Origin of the sequence: Arsenophonus sp. (genome assembly GCA_031446085.1) — a bacterium.
Lineage (GTDB): Bacteria > Pseudomonadota > Gammaproteobacteria > Enterobacterales > Enterobacteriaceae.
This window is the reverse complement of sequence record CP132901.1, coordinates 311,488-328,813: the sequence shown is the minus strand read 5'-3', so window position 1 is coordinate 328,813 and position 17,326 is coordinate 311,488. Positions and strand designations below refer to the sequence as shown.

Genomic DNA, 17,326 nt, shown 5'->3' with positions numbered 1-17,326 from the left:
ATTTATTTTACATAAAATCCAATTTTTTTTAATATTTTTTTAGTCTCAAAGTTATTAGTTTGTACTTTAATTGATGACCATTCACGTCTTATTGAATATTTTTTTCGTAATATATAAATATCTTTTGAAATTATTCCTAATTTTTTTTTCAAATTTATATCGTCATCTCTTACATCATAGATAAGATGTATCAATTTTTTTAATTTTTTTTGAGTTAATTTTCCTTGAATAAATATTTTTTTAAAATCAGATTGAGGTAGAAAATGTTTAATTCCTATTTCTGTATTTTTTTTATTGAAATATTTACAATAATCTTTGTGTATTTTTAATACACTTTTTATCCTGCCTTCTAAACTATATCCTGCAATATGAGGAGTAGTGATAATTGTTTGACATAGTAATTCTGATAAATATGGTTCAGTACTCCATACATCTAATACAATACGAATTTTTTTTCCTTTTTTTAAAACTTTTAGTAAAGCGTTTTCGTCAATAACTAATCCTCTGCTAGTATTAATTACTATTGTTTCTGAAGATAAATTATCAAATATTTCTTCATTAAATAAATGATAAGTTGGATTTTTTCCATATTTTTTTAATGGAACATGTAATGATATTATATGTGAATGATTAATGATTTTTTCTAAGGAAACAAATTCTTTATTTTTTATTTTTTTAGAAAGAGGTGGATCGTATAGCAATGTTTTAATTCCTAAAACATTTAAATATTTGTTTAGAAGACTTCCAATATTTCCAACTCCTATAATACCAACAATTTTTTCTTTCAGATCAAAATTATAATGTTCTGATAAAAAGAATAGTACAGAAAAAATATATTCAACTACACTAGTAGAATTACATCCAGATGCATGCGAAAAACAGATATTTGATTTTTTTATATATTCTTGATCAATATGATCTATACCTGAAGTTACAGTTCCAAGAAATTTGATTTTGCTATTTTTTAATATATTGTTTTTTATTGGTGTATTTGATCTTATAATAACAGCATCACTATTCTTTAATAGTGATTTGTTAAACATATTATATGAAATTAATTTAATTTTTCCTAGTTTTTCAAATATTTTTTTTGCATATAATATATCTTTATCAATTAATATATTCATAAAATTTTTTTTTGCCTAATTGTTAATTTTTTTATATATAAAAAAACATTTATTTGATTATTGATAATATTTTTGATTTATTACATATATTTATATGTATGTAATTTTTTTATATATATGATAATATATCATTAATTTTTTTAAAAAAAATAATAAATTTATTTTTTAAAGGAATTTATGAGTTTTTTTTATAGATTATTGATTTTTTTGTTATTTCAATTTGTTATTTCTGGTTGTTTTTTAAATAAATATTTAATTTATTATCCGAATATTGATCAAGGAAATTATTATTCAAAAGATAATATTTTGAAAATAAGGAAAGGAATGACCAAAAGTCAAGTTATCTATATCTTAGGTTACCCTTTATTAAAAGAGCCGTTTTTTCAATCAAAATGGTATTATATTTTTCGTAAAAAAATTGGTTTTAATTTAGTAAAACAAGAAACAATTATTTTATCTTTTAAAAACAATATTTTAAAAGATATTAAATATCATTCTTTATGTTTAAATTGTAATTGATTTATATTTCATTTTTTAATAAAACTAAAAAATGATAATTTTTAAAAAACATTAAAAGAACATTATATCTAAATTTTTTAGTTGTTATAAAGGGGTGTACTAATATTATGGTAGAATTACTTTCTCCTGCTGGTTCTTTAAAACATATGAGATATGCTTTTGCATATGGTGCAGATGCTGTATATGCTGGTCAGCCTAGGTATAGTTTACGAGTTCGTAATAATGATTTTGATTATGAAAAATTAAATCAAGGTATTCAAGAATCTCATAATCAAGGAAAACGTTTTTATGTTGTTTTAAATATAATACCTCATAATTCTAAAATTAAAACTTTTATTCAGGATATATCTCCAATAGTAAAAATGAATCCAGATGCTTTTATTGTATCTGATCCTGGATTAATTATGATGTTAAAAGATTCATTTTCTAATATTAATATTCATCTTTCTGTACAATCTAATGCAATTAATTGGGCTACAGTGAAATTTTGGAAAAAAATAGGTCTAAGTAGAATTATTTTATCTCGTGAGTTAGATATAGAAGAAATTTATGAAATTCATAAAAAAGTTCCAGATATTGAATTAGAAGTATTTATACATGGTGCACTTTGTATGGCATATTCTGGTCGGTGTTTATTATCAAGTTATTTAAGTAAACGTGATGCTAATCAAGGTGCTTGTACTAATATATGTAGATGGAAATATGACATAAATCAAAATGAAAAAATAAAAGAAAAAAAGCAAACATATAAATCAGTGATTATAAATAGAAATAATAGTAATTTAGAAAAAATGCAGGTTATTGAAGATATTCATGGTACTTATATTTTAAATTCTAAAGACTTATGTGGAATTAAATATATTAAAGAATTATTAAATTCAGGTGTTTGTTCTTTTAAGATTGAAGGAAGAACTAAATCTTTTTATTATTGTGCTAGAACTGCTCAGATATATCGTAATGCAATTGATGATGCTATTTCTGGAAGACCATTTAATAATGATTTATTAAAAATGTTGAGTGGACTTTCGAATAGAGGATATACTAGTGGTTTTTTTAAGAGACATGATGACGACGATATGAATCGTCAAAATTATATTTTTGGACATTCTGTTTCATATACTCAAAAATTTGTTGGTGAATTTACCGGACAATATAAGGATCATTTTGCTGAAGTTAATGTGAAAAATAAATTTTCTATTGGAGATAATTTAGAATTAATTACTCCAATAGAAAATTTTAAATTTATTTTAGATGCCATGTTAGATAAAAATAAATCGTCTATTATTCATGCAAAAGGAAATGGATATATTGTTTATTTAAAGATACCTAAAAAAATCAATTTGAAATTTGCACTTTTAATTAAAAATTTAATTTAATTATTTTTTAATTTGATCTTAAAGAAATTTCACCGTCTAAATATGTTGTAATTTTCCCTTTTTGTTCTAATAAAATTGCTCCATATTCATTTATTCCCTTTACCATACCTCTTTCTTGATGATTTTTTCCAATATGTAATGATACTGTTTTATTCAAAAATTTATCTAATTTTAGCCAACGATCTACAAATGGTAGTAATCCATGTTTTTCAAACTTTAATAAAGTATAACGTAGTTTTAAAATTAATTTACTAGCGATAATATTTTTTTTTATAATTATTCCTGCTTCTTCTAAAGTAATACATTGTTGATTAGTATTAAGTATACTATTTTTATTTTTTTTAATATTTAATCCTACACCAACAATAATATGTGTAGAATTATCTATTTTTTTAATTATTTCAATTAGAATTCCAGCTAATTTTTTTTCATTTAAATATATGTCATTAGGCCATTTTGATTGAATTTTATTTTGATTTAATAGTTTATTTAAAGTTTCTGCAATTACAGTACTAATTGCTATATTTAATCCTAGAATTTTGATAGGATGTTTTTGAAAATTCCAATACAATGATAAATACAAATTATATCCAAATGGAGAATTCCAAAATCTTCCCCTTCTTCCTCTTCCATTGGTTTGATATTCTGCTATACAAACATCACCTGACTTTAATTTTTCTATACATTCTATAAGATATTGATTAGTTGAATGAATAATAGGAAGAATAATAATTCTTCCATTTTTCACTAATTTATAAATTTTTTCAGAATTTAAAAAGTCCATTTTTTTATTTAAAAAATAGGTATCTTTAAAAAAAGTATTAATTTCTATTCCCCATTTTTTCAATATATTAATATTATCTTTAATATATTCTGGAATAATTCCTAATCGTTTAGATAATTCTTTTTTTGAATATATTGATCCATTAGAAAGAATTTTAATTAGTTTTAGTGGTAAAATATAACGATTATTATTCATAATAAATGATCTAATGAATTTAGAATCCCATTTTTTCCAATAAAACAAACTTCTGGTTCTAACAAAATACTAAATTTATGCATAACTTTTTTTCTAATATAATTTGCTAAATTTATAAAATCTTTTCCAGTAGCACGATTTTTATTAATTAAAACCAATGGTTGATGTACATATACAGCAGCACCTCCAAATTCGTAATTTTTTAAGTTACATTGTTCTATTAGCCATCCAGCTGATATTTTGGTATAATCAGCATTTTTTGTATATTCAGGACAATTAGGATATTTTTTTTTCAAAATTTTTGCATCTTTTTTTTTAAGTATTGGATTTTTAAAAAAACTACCTGCATTACCAAAAATAAAAGGATTAGGTAACTTTTTTTTTCTTAAGTATAAAATATTATAAAAAATATCTTTTGCAGTAATTTGATTTTTTTTAGATATTGCATTATTATATGTTAATATTGGTTTCCAGACTTTATTTAATTCTAATCCTATAGAAGTAATTGCAAAATTTTTATAGTAATATTGATTTTTAAAAATACTTTCTCTATATCCAAATTTACATTCAGATTTTTTTAGTCTATATTCTGATCCATTTTTTAGATTTAAAATATCAACGTAGTTACACACATCTTGAAATTCTAAACCGTAAGCACCAATGTTATGTATTGGTGCTGCTCCAGCACATCCTGGAATAAACGCTAAATTCTCTAATCCATAAATTCCATGATTAAGAAGAGTTTTGACTAGTTCATGCCAAATATTTCCGGCTCCTACATGAATAAACCATTTTTTTGATGATTCTGTAATTTTTAGTTCTTTAATTCGATTTAAAATAACTACACCATTAAAATTTTTTATAAAAAATACATTACTTCCTTTTCCAAGTAATAATATTGGTAATTTTTTCCATTTTGCTTTCTTAAATAAGAACAACAATTCTTCTTTAGAAGAAGCTATCCATATAGCTTTTGCTTTAGCATCTAATCCTAGAGTATTATAGGATTTTAATGTTTTATATTCCATAAAGATTGCAATAATAAATTAAATATTAAAATAATATTAACATGGTAAAAAAAAAATTATTCAAAAATTTAAAATAATTTTTTTTTTTTTGTAATAATTTATTGATATAATAATGTCAGTAATTGGAAAACAAATACAAGGAAGAATATCGTAATCATTAACTAATCCTATTGGATTTTTAATATATTTTACTTTTCCATATTGTAATTTTACATGACAACAACCACAATATCCACTTTGACATTGTGATTCAATATAAATATTATTTTTTTTTAAAAATTTTAATAAAAAAATTTTATTTTTAATATAAAAATTGATAGATTTGATATTTTTTTTTTTTAAAATTATAGAATAATATGGTTGTATTGTTGTTTTCATAGTTTAATTTTTTTTAAATCATTTAAATTTATTTCTGCATCTATTTGTCCTACTAAATAAGCGCTATTTTCTACTTCTTGAGGTGCAACTTGAACATCATCAGAAATAAGCCATGAATTAATCCATGGAATTGGATTTGAATATATTTCAAATGGAGAATTTAAATTGATAGCTTGCATACGGATATTAGTAATATATTCGATATATTGATATAATATTTCTTTATTTAAACCAATCATAGATCCGTTAGAAAATAAATATTTCGCCCAAGATTTTTCTTGTTCTGCTGCTCTTATAAATATATTGATTGTTTCTTGTTCACATTCTTTTGCTATTATGCGCATTTCTGGATCATCTTGACCAGATTTCATAATATTTATTATATTTTGTGTACCAATTAAATGTAATGATTCATCACGTGCAATTAATTTAATTATCTTAGCATTTCCTTCCATTAATGCTCTTTCTGCAAATGCAAATGAACAAGCAAAACTAATATAAAATCGAATAGCTTCTAAAACATTAACACTAATTAAACATAGATAAAGAGATTTTTTTAATGTTTTTAAATCTATTTTTAAATTTTTAGAATTAATGTAATATTTTCCTTCTCCTACAGTATTATAATAATTAGTCATTTTAATCAAATTATCATAATAATTAGAAATGTCTTTTGCACGTTTGATAATTTCAGAATTAATTATGATATCATTAAAAATGATAGAAGGATTAGTAACAATATTTCTAATAATATGAGTATATGATCTAGAATGAATTGTTTCTGAAAAAGACCAAGTTTCAATCCATGTTTCTAATTCAGGAATAGATACTAAAGGTAAAAAAGCGATGTTTGGACTACGTCCTTGAATTGAATCTAGTAATGTTTGATATTTTAAATTGCTTAAGAAAATATGTTTTTCGTGTATTGGTAGTTTTTGATAATCAATGCGATCACGAGATAAATCTATTTCTTCTGGTCTCCAAAAAAATGAAAGTTGTTTTTCAATTAATTTTGAAAAAATTATATACTTTTGTTGATCATAACGTGAAATGTTTACTGGTTGTCCAAAAAACATTGGTTCTTTTAATTGATCATTAGGAATTTCTGAAAATATTGTATAATTTCTCATTATATATTTTATTCCTTTTAAATTGTAAATTATCAAATAACACAACTATTTCCTTCACAAAAATAATTATAAGATTCTACATCTTTTTTAATATTTTTTTGATAATCTTTTGCTCCATCTCTGGTATTATGATAGTAAAGTGTTTTAATTCCATATTTATAAGCTGTTAATAAATCTTTTAATAGTTGATGCATTGGGATTTTATTCATTAAAAATCGTTTTGGATCGTAATGAGTATTTGTTGAAATAGACTGATCTACAAATTTTTGCATTATGCCAATTAATTCTAAATATCCTTCATTATCTGGCAAATCCCAAAGTAATTCATAGTTATTTTTTAATTTTTCATATTCTGGAACTACTTGTCTTAATATTCCATCTTTGGATGCTTTAGTTGTTATGTATCCTCTAGGTGGTTCAATACCATTTGTAGCATTAGAAATTTGAGAAGATGTTTCTGATGGCATTAATGCTGAAAGTGTCGAATTTCTTAATCCATATTTTTTTATATTTTTTCTTAAAATATCCCAATTATAATTTAACTGATTAGAAATAATACTATCTAAATTTTTTTTGTATGTATCAATAGGAAAAATATTTTTTGAATATGTTGTTTCATTAAATAAAGCACATGCACCTTGTTCTCTAGCTAATTGATTTGATGCTTTTAATAAATAAAATTGTATTGCTTCAAATGTATCATGGGTTAATTTTTTTGCACTTCCATTAGAATATTTAAGATTGTTTTTAGCTAAATAATATGCATAGTTTATAACTCCAATTCCTAAAGATCGTCTATTTTTTGCAGATTTTTCTGCAGCTTTAATAGGATAAGATTGATAGTCAAGTAGTGCATCTAATGCACGTACTATTAATATAGATAATTCCTCTAATTCATCTAATTTATTTATGATACCTAAATTAAATGCGGCTAATGTGCATAGCGCAATTTCTCCATTTTCATCTTTAAGATCATTTAATGGAGTAGTTGGCAATGTGATTTCTAAACATAAATTTGATTGTCGAATAGGTGCTATTTTAGAATTAAATGCACTATGCGTATTACAATGATCAACATTTTGTATATATATTCTTCCAGTTGAAGCTCTTTCTTGCATTAAAATAGAGAATAAATCAATAGCTTTGATCTTTTTTTTTCTTATTTTATCATTTGTTTCATATTTAATATATAATTCTATAAATTTTTTTTGATTTGAAAAAAAAGATTCATATAATCCTGGTACGTCAGAAGGACTAAATAATGTAATATATTGGTTTTGAATAAGTCTTTCATACATAATTTTATTAATTTGTACTGCATAATCTAAATGTCTAACACGATTATCTTCAATGCCTCTATTATTTTTAAGTACAAGTAAACTTTCTATTTCTAAATGCCATAATGGAAAAAATAATGTAGCAGCTCCTCCTCTTATTCCTCCCTGCGAGCATGATTTTACAGCACTTTGAAATAGTTTGTAAAAGGGAATACATCCAGTATGAAATGCTTCTCCATTTCTAATTGGACTACCTAAAGCACGAATACTTCCGGCATTAATTCCAATTCCCGCACGTCTAGAAACATATTTTATTATAGCTCCACTGGTAGCATTAATAGAATCAAGACTATCATTACATTCTATTAATACGCATGAACTAAATTGACGTGTTGGAGTTCGTACTCCTGCCATAATAGGAGTTGGTAAAGAAATTTTAAATGTAGAAATAGCATTATAAAATCTATAGATATAATTTAATCTATTTTTTTTAGAATATTTTGAAAATAAACATGCAGAAACTAAAATATATAAAAATTGTGCACTTTCATATATTTGTCCAGTAATTCTATTTTTTAGTAAATATTTTCCTTCTAATTGTTTCACTGCAGCATATGAAAAATTCATATCTCTATGATGATCAATAAAACTATTCATTTGATCAAATTCATCTTTAGAATAATCAACTAATAAATGAGCGTCATATTTATTAATTTTTACTAAATTTTGAACATGTTTATATAATGGAGGTGGTGTAAAAGAACCATATGCTTTTTTTCTTAAATCAAAAATAGCTAATCTTGCTGCAAGATATTGATAATCTGGTGTTTTTTCTGAAATTAAATCAGCAGCTGCTTTTATTAAAGTTTCTTGAATATTTGATGTTTTAATTCCATTATAAAATTGTATTTTAGATCGTAATTCAATTTGAGAAATTGATACATTTTTCAATCCTTTAGCAGCCCAATTTAATACTTTATGAATTTTATCTAAGTTAATTTCTTCTTTAATTCCATTTCTCTTAATAACAAATAATTTTTTATGCATTGTTAATGTGTATACCTGAATATAGAAATATTATTTAAGATTTTTTTATATAACTTTTAATAAAAAGTTGAAATATTTTGTTAAATCGATTATATCTTTGATAATAAATGGCAGGGAGATATCAAACTACAATATATTATTTTATTTAAAAGTTCCTTTCATATTCATACTTATGTTTAGAATTTTATATATACTATAATTTTTTTGAAGTATCAACTTTTTTTTGAAAATATTAAAATTTGTTCATTTTAAATTATTTTTTTAAAAAATCAAAATGTTTGATTTTTTAAATGTATTAAGTAATTTGTATTTAAATTAGAACTCAATTGAAAATTTTTAATTATTGGGTTATACTTAATACCTGTAATATTTTTTGCTATTAGTGAAGAATTATCTATCCATTCTAATAATTCAGAAGGTTGAATAAATTTTTTTATTTTATGTGTTCCTTTTGGTATGTAATTTAATACATATTCTCCAATAAAAATAATAAAAAACCAAGATTGTATAGTACGATTAATCGTAGATATAAAAATATCTCCGCTAGATTTAATTAAATATTGGCAAGATTTAATAATTGATTTAGGATAAGGAACATGTTCTAATAATTCCATACAAGTAATAACGTCATATTTTTTTTTTTTTTTTATGTGTTCTTCTACTGTTTCTACTAAATAATTTATTTTATATTTTTTTTTGAGAGCATGTTTTTTAGCAACTTCAATTTGTTTTTTACTAATGTCAATTCCTGTTACTATTCCACCTTCTTTGCTTATACTTTCAGATAAAATACCTCCTCCGCATCCGATATCAAGTATTTTTTTTTTATAAAGTCCATTACTATGTTTTAAAATATAATTTAAACGTAATGGATTTAATTTATGTAATAAGTAAACATTGTTATTTTTATTCCACCAATGATTTGCGATTTTTTCAAATTGTTTAATTTCTTTAATATCAAAATTTTTTATTTTATTTTTCATTATTTTTTTTATCTCTCTTATAATAATTTTACTATTTTACAATAAATATTGTACAATAATTAAAAATCAAAATAAATTTTTTAATTGAATCACCAAAAAAAGATTGATAAACAATATAAAAATGGACTTTTTTATATTGTTTTTTTAAGTTTTTTATTAAAGAGAATACGTATATGAACGATGTAGTAAATAATGTTAGATTAGTTAGTATAGAGGAAGAGTTAAAAAAATCTTATTTAGATTATGCGATGTCTGTAATCATTGGACGTGCATTACCAGATGTAAGAGATGGTTTGAAACCTGTACATCGTCGCGTTTTATATGCGATGCATGTTTTAGGAAATTATTGGAATAAACCTTATAAAAAATCTGCTCGTATAGTAGGAGATGTTATTGGAAAATATCATCCTCATGGAGATTCTGCTGTTTATGATACCATAGTTCGTTTGGCACAGTCTTTTTCTATGAGATATATGTTAATCGATGGACAAGGAAATTTTGGATCCATTGATGGAGATTCTGCTGCAGCGATGCGTTATACTGAAATTCGTATGTCTAAAATTGCTTATGAATTATTAGAAGATTTAGATAAAAAAACTGTAAAATTTGTATCTAATTATGATGGAACTGAAGAAATACCTGATGTAATGCCTACTAGAATACCAAATTTATTGATTAATGGATCTTCTGGTATTGCAGTTGGTATGGCGACTAATATACCTCCTCATAATCTTAATGAGGTTATTAATGGATGTTTAGCTTATTTAAATGATAGTAATATTACTATTCATAACTTATTAAAATACATTCCTGGTCCAGATTTTCCAACTTCTGCAATTATTATTGGAAAAAAAGGAATCATTGATGCTTATCATACTGGAAAAGGAATTATTCATATTCGAGCAAGAGTTAATATTGAAAAAAATCAAAAGACTCAACGAGAAAAAATTATAATTTATGAATTGCCATATCAAGTTAATAAATCAAAATTAATAGAAAAAATTGCAGAATTAGTGAGAGAAAAACGAATTGATGGTATTTATGCATTGCGCGATGAATCTGATAAAGATGGATTAAGAATTGTTATTGAAATCAAACGGGATGCTATAGCAGAAATTATTTTAAATAATCTTTATGCTTTAACTCAATTACAAATTAATTTTGGTATTAACATGGTCGCACTTTGTAACGGAAAGCCAAGATTATTGAATTTAAAGGACATAATTAAACATTTTATATATCATAGAAAGCATATTATAACACGTAGAATTATTTTTGAATTAGAAAAAGCACGAGAAAGAGCACATATTTTAGAAGCTTTTGCAATAGCTTTAGTTAATCTTTCATCCATGATTAAAATGATTCGTAGTGTTTTAACACCAAATGAAGCAAAATTAAACTTAATTAATTATGCATGGGATTTAGGTAATATAAAAGATATTTTAGTTAAACATTCTTCTACTAATATTTTTAAGCCAAAATGGGTTAAAGATCAATATGGAGTACATGAATCGCAATATTTTTTCACAAAAAAACAAGCACAAGCAATTTTAAATTTACGTTTACATAAATTAACTAATTTAGAACATAAAAAAATATTATATGAGTATGATATGATTTTAAAAAAAATTAAGAATTTACTTTCTATATTGGAAAGTCCAATGCAATTAATTGATATTGTAAGAAAAGAATTGATTGATATAAGAAAAAAATATTTTGATTTAAGAAGAACTGAAATTAGAGAACATGTTCCTGATATTAATACTGAAGATTTAATTTATCAAGAGGAAGTTGTTGTTACTTTGTCGCATAAAGGATATATAAAATATCAACCTCTATCTGACTATACTGCACAAAAAAGAGGTGGTAAAGGAAAATCTGCTGTTAGAATAAAAGAAGAAGATTTTATTGAAAGATTATTAGTTACTAATACTCATGCAAATATTTTATGTTTTTCTAATTTTGGTCGTCTTTACTGCATTAAAGTATATCAATTACCTCAATCAACAAGAGTTGCTAGAGGAAAACCAATCATTAATATTTTGCCTTTAAATAAAAGAGAAAGAATTACTGCTATATTTTCTTTAGATAAATTTAATAATACTTATTATATTTTAATGGTTACTTCTAAAGGAATCATTAAAAAAACAGCATTAAATGATTTTAAAAAACCAAGAAAAATAGGAATAATTGCTATTACTTTGCATAAAGATGATGAACTGGTTGGAGTAGATTTAACTAATGGAAAAAATCAAATTATGTTATTTTCTGCTTATGGTAAAGTAGTACGATTTACAGAAGATAAAGTACGACCAATGGGCCGTTTAGCTATTGGGATTAAAGGTATTAAATTAAAAGAAAATGATAGAGTAGTTTCTTTAATTATTCCAGATAATCATCAAGATATTTTGACAGTTACTGAAAATGGATATGGAAAAAGAACTGATCAAACCGAATATCCAATTAAATCTCGTGCTACTCAGGGAGTTATTGGAATGAAAATTAATAAAAGAAATGGAAAATTAATTAGTGCAATTCAAGTTACTAAAATTGATCAAATTATGTTAATTACTAATTCAGGGACATTAGTAAGAATTAGAGTTGAAGAGATTAATATGATTGGAAGGAATACACAAGGAGTTATATTAATTAGAACTGCTCCAGAAGAAAAAGTAGTTGCATTGCAACGTGTAGTTAATTCTGAAAAAATATTAAGAAAAATATAAATTAAAAATAAAAAATTTTTTTATATAGTTAAAATATAAAACATAAGATGATTGAAGAATATAAAAACGTTTTAACAAAAAAAACATATACTCCTGTGATGAGTCAATATTTAAAAATTAAATCAAAATACCCAAATATTTTGTTATTTTATCAAATGGGTGATTTTTATGAATTATTTTTTGATGATGCTAAAAAAGTTTCTAAATTACTTGATATTACTTTAACAAAGCGTGGTTATTCATTAAATGAAAATGTTCCTATGGCTGGTATACCTTGTCATAAAGTAGAGAAATATTTGATAAAACTAGTAAATTTAGGGGAATCAATTGCTATTTGTAATCAAGTTCGTAAAGTTTCAAGTTCTAATTTGTTATCTCGAAAAGTAGTTAAAATTATTACTCCAGGAACTATTGTAGATGAAGGACTTTTATCTGAAAGATCAGATAATTTATTAGCTGCAATTTGGGAGGAAAATAATCAATATGGATATGCTACACTAGATTTAACATCAGGTAGATTTGTTGTATCTGAAATATTCAATAATAATGATATGAGATCAGAATTATCAAGAACTAAACCAACAGAATTACTTTATCCAGAAAATTTTAAGAATTTAGATCTAATTAGTGATATTTCATTTTTACAATGTCGTCCTATATGGGAATTTGAATTAGATACTGCGAGACAACAGTTAAATTTACAATTTAAAACAAAAAATTTATTAGGTTTTGGAATTGAAAATTCTTTATTAGCATTAAGAGCTGCTGGTTGTGTTTTACAATATGCAAAAAATACACAGTGTACATCGTTAATGCATATTTCTAGTATTGTTTTAGAAAAACAAAAAGATATTATTATTATTGATCCAATTACTAGAAAAAATCTTGAATTAACAAAAAATTTTGATTTTGGATGTAAAAATACTTTGATTTCTATTTTGGATAAATGTGTTACTCCAATGGGCAGTAGAATGTTAAAACGTTGGTTAAGTTCTCCTTTACTTAATTTCAATATATTATATAATCGTCAAAATTCTATTAAAGATTTAAAAAAATATATTTTTGATCTTAAACCATATTTAAAAAATATAGCAGATTTAGAAAGGATATTTGCTCGTTTGGCTTTAAATTTAGCAAATCCTATTGATTTAAGTAAGATTCGTTTTTCTTTTAAACAATTTTCGCCAATCCAATTTATTTTAAAAAAAATAAAAAATGAATATTTAAATACGTTAAAAAATAAAATTAACCTTTTTCCATTTTTAACGAAATTATTAAATGATTCTCTTGTTAAAAATCCTCCAGCATTATTAAAATATGGTGGAGTAATTGTAAAAGGATATAATAAAAAGTTAGATAAATATAGATTATTAATAGAAAATAATAATCAATATTTAATTGAATTAGAAAAAAGAGAAAAAAAAACTTTAAAAGTTAATACTTTAAAAATTAATTTTCATTCAATATATGGATATTATATTCAAGTTAGTAAATTAGAAAGTTTAAAACTTCCTAGTTATTATATTGAAAAACAATCTTTAAAAAATGTTAAACGATATATAACAAAAGAACTTAAAGAATATGAATCAAGTTTATTAATTGCTAAAGAAAAAGCAATATCTCTTGAAAAAGAAATATATGAATCTATAATAAAATATTTGTTATCTCATTTGATAGATTTACAAAATAGTGCACAAGCATTAGCAGAATTAGACGTACTATTAAATTTGTCAGAAAGATCTGAAGTATTAAACTATAATTGTCCTGTTTTAAAAAAAGAAAGAGGAATAAAAATTATTGAAGGAAGACATCCAGTAGTTGAACAATCCAAATCTCATTTATTTATTTCAAATTCTGTTGATTTAAATAAAAAAAATCGTTTAATGATTATTACTGGACCTAATATGGGTGGTAAAAGTACTTACATGCGTCAAATTGCCATAATAGTTTTATTAACTTTTATTGGTAGTTTTGTTCCAGCTAAATCAGCAGTTATTGGTCCAATTGATCAAATTTTTACTCGTATTGGATCGTCAGATAGTCTTGCAACAGGACAATCTACTTTTATGTTGGAAATGACAGAGACAGCAAATATATTAAATAATGCAACAGAAAATAGTTTGGTATTAATTGATGAAATTGGAAGAGGAACATCAACATATGATGGTTTAGCTATAGCTTGGTCATGTGCTCTTTACCTTTTAAATAAAATTAAATCTATGACTTTATTTTCTACGCATTATTTTGAATTGACCAAATTGGAAGAAAAAAATAATGGAATTACTAATGTTCATTTAGATGTTGTAAAATACAAAAATGAAATTTCTTTTTTATATCAAGTAAAGAATGGACCATCCTATAATAGTTATGGAATAGATGTAGCTAGACTTGCTGGATTACCTAAAGAAGTTATATATCAATCTAAAAAAAAAATTATAGAATTAAATCGCAATCAATTAAAATTAAGGAGTTCTGATAAAAAAATAAAAAAAAATAAATATAGGAATATGTTTTTAGTAGTAAACAATATAAAATCGATTGATATTGATTCATTAACTCCTAAAAAAGCTTTATTTTTTTTATACTCTCTTAAAAAAATGTTAAATAAATAATTTATAATTATATGTACTTAAAAAATTATTTTTTTGATCTTTGATCATCAATTAAGATATTTTTCTTAAAATTGAATTTAAATAAATCTTTTTTTAACATAATTTTTTTATAATGACTAATAATAAAAATATTTTTTTGTCCATTTTGTTCTACAATACCTAATTCTTCTAATTTTCCATTAGATTGAATGGTAATGAAAAAATATTTAAAATTAAGATTTTTTAATTTTGGTACTAAAAAGAAATTATTTTTATTCTGATTGATCTTATATTGTTCCCAATTTTTTTTATCATGATTTGTAAATAGTACAAACGGTGTATTTAGATTTAAATCAGATAGCAGAATAATAGTAACTTGTTTAAGTGATGGATGATAATAGTAAATATTTTTACTGTCAGAAATAATTAAGTTTTCTTCTGGATAAATTGTTTGTATTTTAAATGTATTTGTATTTTTCATCCATATATTTCCTTGACTTTCTTCTATATTTAATCCAGATTGATCAATAATTTTTTGATTAAATTTTCCACAAAATCCATTGATTTTTTCTAAACGTTTTTGTAATTCAAGAGATGGTAAATTTGATGAGAAAATAGGTTTAATATATAAAATTATGTAAAATAATAAAATAATTTTTTTTATTTTCATTTTTTTCTAAAAAAGATGATGAATATAATTGATAGATTAATATATCTATTTTATTGTTTTTTATAAATAAAAAAAATTAATTTTTTTTAAAAAAATTAACTATTTTTTTTATTTCTTCTTCTTTAATAAAAGGAGAGTGTGCTCTAATTGGTATAGATGAATTTTGAGGTAAATATAACATATCTCCTTTTCCTGTTAAAGATTCAGCTCCGTCTTGATCTAATATAATTCTAGATTCTATTTTACTTGATACTGTAAAAGCAATTCTTGAAGGTATATTAGCTTTAATTAGACCATTGATAATATTTGCTGATGGTCTTTGAGTAGATAAAATGATATGTATTCCAGAAGCACGAGATTTTTGAACTAATTTTATAATTAAAGGAACAATTTCTTTATTTTGCATTATTAGATCGGCAAATTCATCAATTATTATAATAATATATGGTTCTTTTTTTAAAGTTTTTTTAAAATTATTAGTTTTTAAGATTAATTTATTTAATTTTTTTTTGTTTTTTATTTTTTTAATTTTGTTATTAAAATTTTTTAAATTTTTTACTTGTAAAAAATTCATTATGTTAAATCTTCTTTCCATTTCTTGAATACACCATTTTAGTATTTCAATAGAATCTTGTATATTAGTAATAATGTTATTAATTAAATGCGGTATTCCTTGATAAATAGAAAATTCTAATATTTTAGGATCAATAATAATAAATTGAATATCTTTTGGTTTTTTTTTATACAAAATAGATATAATCATGGAATTAATCCACATTGATTTTCCAGATCCAGTGCTTCCTGCTACTAATAGATGTGGCATGGTTTCTAAATTTTTTATTAATAATTTACCTTCCACATCTTTACCTAATAAAATAGGTATTTTAGTTTGATTTTTTTTAAATTTATTACAATTGATTATGGAAATAAGATTTATTATTTCACGATTCTTGTTAAGAATATCTATTCCTATATATGGTTTTTCATGAATAGATTCTATTATTTTGATTTTTTGTGTAGATAAAGAACATGCTAAATCTTGAGATAAATTAGAGATTTGTTTAATCCTTACTCCAGGAGCTAATTTTAAATAAAATCTCGTTATAACAGGTCCATGACAAAATTCTATTACTTTAGCTGAAATATTAAAATTCATTAATTCACATTCAAGTTGCTTACTTTGTTGATAAAAAATATTTTTTTCTTTTTTCTTCTTTTTTCGACAAATTTTTAAATGTTTTATTTTTTCTTCTTTTAAAGAAATAGAAAATATTTTTTTTAACAAAAAAAATATAAAACTTAAAAAAGATATTACAATTTTTTTTGTAAATTTTATTAGCAAAAAACTAACAGGCATTAAACATCCTAGTACAAACAAAAAAAATAAAGATAATTTTAATTGTAAATTATTCATAATTTCTTTAATATATAAAGGTGTTGTTTTTTTAAAATATCTTATATATATAATATAAGATGATATTTTTATATAAATATT

General features: G+C 22.9%; 13 protein-coding genes. 4 read left to right on the top strand and 9 right to left on the bottom strand.

Translation table 11 applies throughout. The features are described from left to right. Window positions 1-2: 2 nt before the first annotated feature. Window positions 3-1,127 (bottom strand): 4-phosphoerythronate dehydrogenase, encoded by a 1,125-nt coding sequence (locus RA161_01580; GenBank protein WMY97227.1) that lies wholly within the window; start codon window positions 1,125-1,127, stop codon window positions 3-5. Window positions 1,128-1,304: 177 nt separating this feature from the next. On the opposite strand from RA161_01580, the gene bamE reads away from it, so the two are divergent. Both bamE and yegQ read left to right on the top strand, forming a co-directional pair. Beyond that, a complete protein-coding gene (gene bamE, locus RA161_01575) occupies window positions 1,305-1,646 on the top strand; it encodes an outer membrane protein assembly factor BamE (protein ID WMY97226.1) in 342 nt (113 codons plus the stop codon). A 107-nt stretch (window positions 1,647-1,753) separates the two neighbouring features. Beyond that, window positions 1,754-3,022: a tRNA 5-hydroxyuridine modification protein YegQ gene (gene yegQ, locus RA161_01570; protein WMY97225.1), complete on the top strand. Its 1,269-nt coding sequence runs from the start codon at window positions 1,754-1,756 to the stop codon at window positions 3,020-3,022. Window positions 3,023-3,029: 7 nt separating this feature from the next. On the opposite strand, the gene birA is transcribed toward yegQ, so the two are convergent. From birA to ubiG, 6 genes are all read right to left on the bottom strand, one after another. Then, window positions 3,030-4,001, bottom strand: coding sequence for a bifunctional biotin--[acetyl-CoA-carboxylase] ligase/biotin operon repressor BirA (gene birA / locus RA161_01565; protein ID WMY97224.1), 972 nt, complete (start codon window positions 3,999-4,001; stop codon window positions 3,030-3,032). Next, window positions 3,998-5,029 (bottom strand): UDP-N-acetylmuramate dehydrogenase, encoded by a 1,032-nt coding sequence (gene murB, locus RA161_01560; GenBank protein WMY97223.1) that lies wholly within the window; start codon window positions 5,027-5,029, stop codon window positions 3,998-4,000. The genes birA and murB overlap by 4 nt, the downstream gene beginning before the upstream one ends. 60 nt (window positions 5,030-5,089) lie before the next feature. Beyond that, window positions 5,090-5,407 (bottom strand): class I ribonucleotide reductase maintenance protein YfaE, encoded by a 318-nt coding sequence (gene yfaE, locus RA161_01555; GenBank protein WMY97222.1) that lies wholly within the window; start codon window positions 5,405-5,407, stop codon window positions 5,090-5,092. Further along, a complete protein-coding gene (gene nrdB, locus RA161_01550) occupies window positions 5,404-6,537 on the bottom strand; it encodes a class Ia ribonucleoside-diphosphate reductase subunit beta (protein WMY97221.1) in 1,134 nt (377 codons plus the stop codon). Before nrdB ends, yfaE begins: the two co-directional genes overlap by 4 nt. 32 nt (window positions 6,538-6,569) lie before the next feature. After that, complete coding sequence (gene nrdA / locus RA161_01545) at window positions 6,570-8,861, bottom strand: class 1a ribonucleoside-diphosphate reductase subunit alpha (protein WMY97220.1); 2,292 nt, start codon at window positions 8,859-8,861, stop codon at window positions 6,570-6,572. Window positions 8,862-9,130: 269 nt separating this feature from the next. Continuing rightward, window positions 9,131-9,844 carry a bifunctional 2-polyprenyl-6-hydroxyphenol methylase/3-demethylubiquinol 3-O-methyltransferase UbiG gene (gene ubiG, locus RA161_01540; GenBank protein WMY97219.1) on the bottom strand — a complete coding sequence of 238 codons (714 nt, stop codon included), beginning with the start codon at window positions 9,842-9,844 and terminating at the stop codon, window positions 9,131-9,133. A gap of 173 nt (window positions 9,845-10,017) precedes the next feature. Here ubiG and gyrA point away from each other — a divergent pair, with 173 nt between their 5' ends. Both gyrA and mutS read left to right on the top strand, forming a co-directional pair. Beyond that, a complete protein-coding gene (gene gyrA, locus RA161_01535) occupies window positions 10,018-12,570 on the top strand; it encodes a DNA topoisomerase (ATP-hydrolyzing) subunit A (GenBank protein WMY97218.1) in 2,553 nt (850 codons plus the stop codon). Window positions 12,571-12,617: 47 nt separating this feature from the next. After that, window positions 12,618-15,182, top strand: a complete 2,565-nt coding sequence (gene mutS / locus RA161_01530) for a DNA mismatch repair protein MutS (protein WMY97217.1) — start codon at window positions 12,618-12,620, stop codon at window positions 15,180-15,182. A 25-nt stretch (window positions 15,183-15,207) separates the two neighbouring features. Here mutS and lolA read toward each other — a convergent pair whose 3' ends face one another. Then, a complete protein-coding gene (gene lolA / locus RA161_01525) occupies window positions 15,208-15,831 on the bottom strand; it encodes an outer membrane lipoprotein chaperone LolA (protein WMY97216.1) in 624 nt (207 codons plus the stop codon). A gap of 76 nt (window positions 15,832-15,907) precedes the next feature. Beyond that, window positions 15,908-17,245, bottom strand: a complete 1,338-nt coding sequence (locus RA161_01520; protein WMY97215.1) for a DNA translocase FtsK — start codon at window positions 17,243-17,245, stop codon at window positions 15,908-15,910. Window positions 17,246-17,326 lie beyond the last annotated feature (81 nt).